The sequence below is a fragment of the Nocardioides sp. NPDC057767 genome (assembly GCF_042798275.1).
GTDB lineage: Bacteria > Actinomycetota > Actinomycetes > Propionibacteriales > Nocardioidaceae > Nocardioides.
This window is the reverse complement of the sequence record NZ_JBHVKJ010000119.1, coordinates 1-4,022: the sequence shown is the minus strand read 5'-3', so window position 1 is coordinate 4,022 and position 4,022 is coordinate 1. Positions and strand designations below refer to the sequence as shown.

The 4,022-nt window shown below is 67.6% G+C and carries 4 protein-coding genes; all 4 read right to left on the bottom strand.

Translation table 11 applies throughout. The features are described from left to right. Positions 1-71: 71 nt before the first annotated feature. The 4 genes from ACFVDI_RS28540 to ACFVDI_RS28525 are packed head-to-tail and all read right to left on the bottom strand — an operon-like array spanning position 72 to position 3,820. Positions 72-1,043: a sulfate/molybdate ABC transporter ATP-binding protein gene (locus tag ACFVDI_RS28540; protein WP_378912253.1), complete on the bottom strand. Its 972-nt coding sequence runs from the start codon at positions 1,041-1,043 to the stop codon at positions 72-74. 14 nt (positions 1,044-1,057) lie between these two features. Beyond that, positions 1,058-1,900 (bottom strand): sulfate ABC transporter permease, encoded by an 843-nt coding sequence (locus tag ACFVDI_RS28535; RefSeq protein ID WP_378912252.1) that lies wholly within the window; start codon positions 1,898-1,900, stop codon positions 1,058-1,060. Further along, positions 1,893-2,735, bottom strand: coding sequence for a sulfate ABC transporter permease subunit CysT (gene cysT / locus ACFVDI_RS28530; RefSeq protein ID WP_378912251.1), 843 nt, complete (start codon positions 2,733-2,735; stop codon positions 1,893-1,895). The genes ACFVDI_RS28535 and cysT overlap by 8 nt, the downstream gene beginning before the upstream one ends. A gap of 8 nt (positions 2,736-2,743) precedes the next feature. After that, on the bottom strand, positions 2,744-3,820 hold the full coding sequence (locus ACFVDI_RS28525) for a sulfate ABC transporter substrate-binding protein (protein WP_378912250.1): 1,077 nt from the start codon (positions 3,818-3,820) through the stop codon (positions 2,744-2,746). Positions 3,821-4,022: the final 202 nt, after the last annotated feature.

Sequence of the window (4,022 nt, the reverse complement as noted above, 5' to 3'; positions counted from 1 at the left end):
CCGTCACTTCCCTCGCGGAGTTCCGCACGGGAAGTGACGGTTCGGCTGCGTACCTAGACGAACAGCCGCCCCTACGCCGAAGGCGCCGGCATCGTATGAGCCCCGGGCGACGGCGTGACGAACACGTTGACGCCCTCCTCGAGCCGCAGAGCCCGGGCATGCGTACGCGTCAGCTCGGCGGTCACGACCTCACCGTCGTCGGTGAGCACGGTGAGGCGCACCTCGAAGCCGATCCGCAGGACCCGCGAGACGGTTCCCTCGAGCGAGTGCTCGGAGATCGGCGACGGGGTGACCTCGACGTCGTGGGGCCGGATCAGCGCCCCGCCCAGCGTGGTCACGTCGCCGAGGAAGGACATCACGAAGTCGTTGGCCGGCGCGTCGTAGAGCTGCTCGGGAGTGCCGATCTGCTCGATCCCGCCCTGGTTGACGACCACGATCTCGTCGGCGACCTCGAGGGCCTCCTCCTGGTCGTGGGTCACGAAGACGGTGGTCACGTGCACCTCGTCGTGGAGGCGGCGCAGCCAGTCGCGCAGCTCCTTGCGCACCTTCGCGTCCAGAGCGCCGAACGGCTCGTCGAGCAGCAGCACGGACGGCTCGATCGCCAGCGCCCGTGCCAGCGCCATCCGCTGCCGCTGGCCGCCGGAGAGCTGTGAGGGCAGCCGGTGGGCGAACTGCGAGAGATGCACCAGCTCCAGCAGCTCCGAAACCTTCGCGGCGATCTCTGCACGGGGCCGCTTCCGGATCTCCAGCCCGAAGGCGACGTTGCGCGCCACCGAGAGGTGCTTGAACGCCGCGTAGTGCTGGAAGACGAAGCCCACGTTGCGCTTCTGGACGGGCAGCGACGTCGCGTCCTTTCCCTCGATCACGACCGACCCGGAGTCGGGCGTCTCCAGCCCGGCGATGACCCGGAGCAGTGTGGTCTTGCCACCGCCGGAGGGCCCCAGCAGGGCGGTCAGCTGTCCGGTCGGGATGGTCAGGTTGATGTCCTCCAGCGCGACGAAGTCGCCGTAACGCTTGTTGACACCGCTTACTTCGATGCTCATGGGATGTGGTCCTTTCACCGTACGCGCGCACCGCGGGCGCGCAGCACGAAGACGATGAGGATGCAGACGACCGAGACGCTGGCGAGGAGGAAGGCGACGGCGTACGCGCCCTGCTGGTCGAAGTTCAGGTATTTCTCCTCGACCGCGAGGGTGGCGGTGCGGGTCTGGCCGAGCACGTTGCCGGAGACGACCTTGACCGCGCCGAACTCGCCGAGCGAGCGGGCCAGGGTGAGCACGACACCGTAGATGACGGCCCACTTGATGCCCGGAAGGGTGATCCGCCAGAAGGTCTGCCAGGAGCTCGCGCCCAGCGACGCCGCGGCCTGCTCCTGCTCGGTACCGATCTCCTCGAGCACCGGGATGACCTCGCGGATCACCAGCGGCAGCGACACGAACGCGGTCGCCATGATGATCCCCGGCGTCGCGAAGATGACCTGGATCCCAGCCGATTCCAGGGAAGGCCCGAACCAGCCGTCGCGGCCGCCGTAGACCAGCACGAGGGCCAGACCGACCACGATCGGAGAGACCGACAGCGGCAGGTCGATCAGGGCGCTGAGGATGCGTTTGCCGGGAAATTCCGTACGCACCAGCAGCAACGAGACCGAGACCCCGAAGACCAGGTTGATCAGCGTCGCCACCACTGCAGCGATGCAGGTCAGCCGGATCGCGTGCATCATCTGCGGGTCCCTGAAGATCGCGGCGAACGCCTCGGTCGTGAACCCGATGTCGGGCACATGGAAGGCGTTCCAGCCGACCAGCACCACCGGCCAGGCCACGAGCAGGCCCAGATACGCGATGACGATCAGCCGGAGGGCGTACGTCAGTGGCGTACGCGGCGCTCGACGTGTCTCAGCCACGGCGCACCATCCTCCGCTGGACCAGGTCGAGGACGACGATGACGAGCAGCGAGACGACCAGCAGCATGGCTGCGATCGCCGCCGCCCCCTCCGGGTTGTCGTTCTCGATCGCGGACAGGATCCGGACCGAGGCGACCTCGGACTCGAACGGCAGGTTGCCCGAGAGCAGGACCAACGAGCCGTACTCCCCCATCCCACGCGCGAACGACAGCGCCGCGCCGGCGGCGATCGCCGGGGCGAGCGAGGGCAGGATGATCCGCCGGAACGTGGTGAACCGGGACGCCCCCAGGGAGGCCGCGGCCTCCTCCACGTCGGCGTCCAGCTCCTCGAGGACGGGCTGCACCATGCGTACGACGAAGGGCAGCGTCACGAAGGCGAGGGCCAGGTAGACCGACATCGACGTGTTGGCCCAATGGAGCCCGAGCGGCGACGACGCGCCGTAGAGGGAGAGCAGCACGAGGCCCGCGACGATCGTCGGCAGGGCGAACGGGATGTCGATGATGACCTCGAGCAACCCCTTGCCCCAGAACCTGTCGCGGACCAGGACCCAGGCGATGACGGTGCCGACGACGACGTTGATCAGGGTGACCACGACGGCCGCGCGGATCGTCAGCCAGATCGCGGAGGCGGTCTGCTCGTTGGTGAGCTGGCTCGCGAAGGCGGACCAGCCGCCGCTGGACGCGGTGATGATCACCGCGACCAGCGGGATGAGGACGAGCAGGCTGAACCAGAGCATCGTGATGCCGAGCCCGATGCCGCTGGTTCTTGTCAGAGTGGAGGCCGGCCGGCTGGACCGAGGAGCAGCCGGGCGGACCTCAGGGATGGTGGTCGTCATGGCGGGGACTACTGGGAGGCTTTGCCGGAGTTGGCGATGGAGTCGGTCACGATGCCGACCGCCTCGCCGTCCTCACCGGTGCCGAAGAGCTTCTCCTTGACGCCCGACCAGTCGCGGCCGCCGAAGTCGTTCTCCAGGGTGAGCAGCTGCTTCGGCGCCGGGAACGGGTCCGCCGGGTCCTTGGCACCCTTGATGTCCTCCGGCTTCAGACCGATCGCGTCCCAGTCGACGACGCCGGGCTCGGCGGTGTTGACCGGGCGGAATCCGGTCAGCGCGAATTGCTTCTGCCCACCCTGCGGGTCGAGGACGAAGTCGAGCCAGGCCTGCGACGGCTTGGAGGAGTCCTCGAGGATGGCGCCGGGGTTCTCGATCAGAACCGTCGAGTCCGGGACGATGTAGTCGAAACCCTCGCCCTGCTGCGCCGCGAGGATCGCCTCGTTCTCGTACGCGAGCAGCACGTCACCCGTACCACCGAGGAAGGCGGTCGTCGCGTCGCGCCCCGAGTTGGTCAAAGTGACAACGTTCTTGAAGAGCTTGTCGAGGTAGGCCTTGCCCTCCTCCTCGGTCCCGCCGTTCTTCACGACGGAGCCCCAGGCGGCGAGCGCGTTCCAGCGGGCCGCACCGGAGGAGGCCGGGTTGGCGGTGACCACGCCGACACCCGGCTTGATCAGGTCCTCCCAACCCTGGATGTTCTTCGGGTTGCCCTCCCGGACACCGAGAACGACGATCGAGCTGGACACGATGCCCTTGTTCTCACCGTCGTCCCACCTCGGGTCGACCAGGCCGGCCTTCTCCAGACGCTGTACGTCGGTGCCGACCGACAGGTGCACATAGTCGGCCTTCAGGCCCGACTCGACCGCCCGGCTCTGGTCGCCGGAGGCGCCGTAGGAAGTCTGGAAGGTGACGCCCTCGCCCTCGGGGGTCTTGTTGAACTCCTTGGCGATCGCCTTGTTGGCCGTCTCGGGGACGGCGAAGCCGACGATGGAGATGGACTCCGCATCGCTGGCGCCACCGGAGCCACCGCAGGCGGTCAAGGTCAGGATGCTCGCAGCGGCCAACGCCACCGCAACCTTGATCTTCTTCATCTGGTTCCTCACTTCCGCCCTGCCGAGTCAAGGTCGATCGGGTTACGAATGTCGAGCACAATACTGGACTTAGTCGAGTGAATGTGAAAACACAGGATCAGTCCGCTCCGTGGACGGAACCCGGACGCCGAGACGTCACTCAGGTCGGTCACCGACGTGGATCGGGGCCTCGTTGAGCACCGTCTTGACCTGGACGTGCGCC

Bases quoted from the DNA above. Each gene is read 5' to 3' on its own strand.
- ACFVDI_RS28540 (WP_378912253.1), bottom strand. From the start codon at position 1,043: ATGAGCATCGAAGTAAGCGGTGTCAACAAGCGTTACGGCGACTTCGTC.
- ACFVDI_RS28525 (WP_378912250.1), bottom strand. From the start codon at position 3,820: ATGAAGAAGATCAAGGTTGCGGTGGCGTTGGCCGCTGCGAGCATCCTG.
- cysT (WP_378912251.1), bottom strand. From the start codon at position 2,735: ATGACGACCACCATCCCTGAGGTCCGCCCGGCTGCTCCTCGGTCCAGC.